Here is a 1,276-nt window from a genome sequence, read left to right as displayed (position 1 = left end):
AAACCTCATAAACAATAATGTTTATGGGGTTTTTGTTTGTGATTTTTCATGCAATTGTATTTAACATAATAAAAAACTTTAAAATTTTCGTTGAAATAATTTTTTGTATTAAAAATATTTTATACATTTGAAAAGAATATATTTCCATAATTGGTTCATAAAAAAGAATATATTTTTGAACACATTTAGGATGTATTTAACCATTTTTGGTAGTATTGGATATTTAACTTAAATATATTTTATTATGTCATTTAAATCAAAATTCGATGCGGGCAGCATCAAGCGCAACATTTTATCTGTAGATTACGGAATGCTACAGGAAACCGACGCAACAGGAAGACCATCTTCCGTATCAAGAGGCGGTAAAATCAATATCACAGTAGAAGGAACAGGAGCCACAGATCTTTTCGAGTGGATGACCAACTCGTTTGAGAGGAAAGACGGGAGTGTTATTTTCATCAAAAGAGATAGCGATGCTACCTTGAAAGAGCTTAAATTCAAAGAAGCGTATATTGTGAAGTACAGAGAAGATTTTGATTCTACAGGAGAAAATCCGCTTACCGAGACTTTTACCTTATCTGCCAGAGAAATAGAAATGGGCAGTGCGCGTCACGAAAATGAATGGGTATAATTCCTTATTTTCTTAAATAAGAAGGGTTTCCCTTTTTTAAATTATCAGCTTATTACTTTAATGATTACTAAAGAAATAGTTCCCGGAAACAGGAAATGGGTATTTGTGCTCTTAATTGATCATTGTTAGGAAGGCTTAAGCAGCACAAAATGAAAATTCAAAAACACAATTTAATTATACTAAAACACTTAAAATCATAAAATTATGTCATTTCAAGCAAAACTAAAAGTAGCAGGAAAAGAATACAATGTTCTTAATGTAAGCTACGGATTATTTCAGGAAACGGATGCAACCGGAAGACCATCCACTATTACCAGAGGTGGTAAGATAGATGTTGTGGTGGAAGGAACGGGAGCCACGGATTTATTCGAATGGATGACCAATTCCTTTGAGAGAAAAGACGGGAGCGTTGTATTTTTTAAGAGAGACAGCAAGGCAACCTTAAAAGAGTTGAAATTTACGGAAGCGTATTTGGTAAAACACAGAGAGAATTTTGATTCCACGGGAGACAATCCGCTTACGGAGACTTTCACCATCTCGGCAAGAGAGATAGAGATGGGAACCGGAAAGTACACCAATGAGTGGGTATAAAGTTCGCATCTGATGAAAATGGGTAATACTTCTATTGCCCATTTTTTGTCTTTT

General features: G+C 34.2%; 2 protein-coding genes. Both read left to right on the top strand.

The window, feature by feature from the left end:
- The first annotated feature begins 244 nt into the window (after positions 1-244).
- Complete coding sequence (gene tssD, locus AC2A1C_RS15795; protein ID WP_484026891.1) at positions 245-631, top strand: type VI secretion system tube protein TssD; 387 nt, start codon at positions 245-247, stop codon at positions 629-631.
- 204 nt (positions 632-835) lie between these two features.
- On the top strand, positions 836-1,222 hold the full coding sequence (gene tssD, locus AC2A1C_RS15790; protein WP_484026889.1) for a type VI secretion system tube protein TssD: 387 nt from the start codon (positions 836-838) through the stop codon (positions 1,220-1,222).
- Positions 1,223-1,276 lie beyond the last annotated feature (54 nt).

The organism is Chryseobacterium sp. HNCC26DJ241 (genome assembly GCF_057180505.1).
The sequence above is the reverse complement of the archived record's forward strand: the minus strand, read 5'-3'. Positions and strand labels throughout refer to the sequence as shown.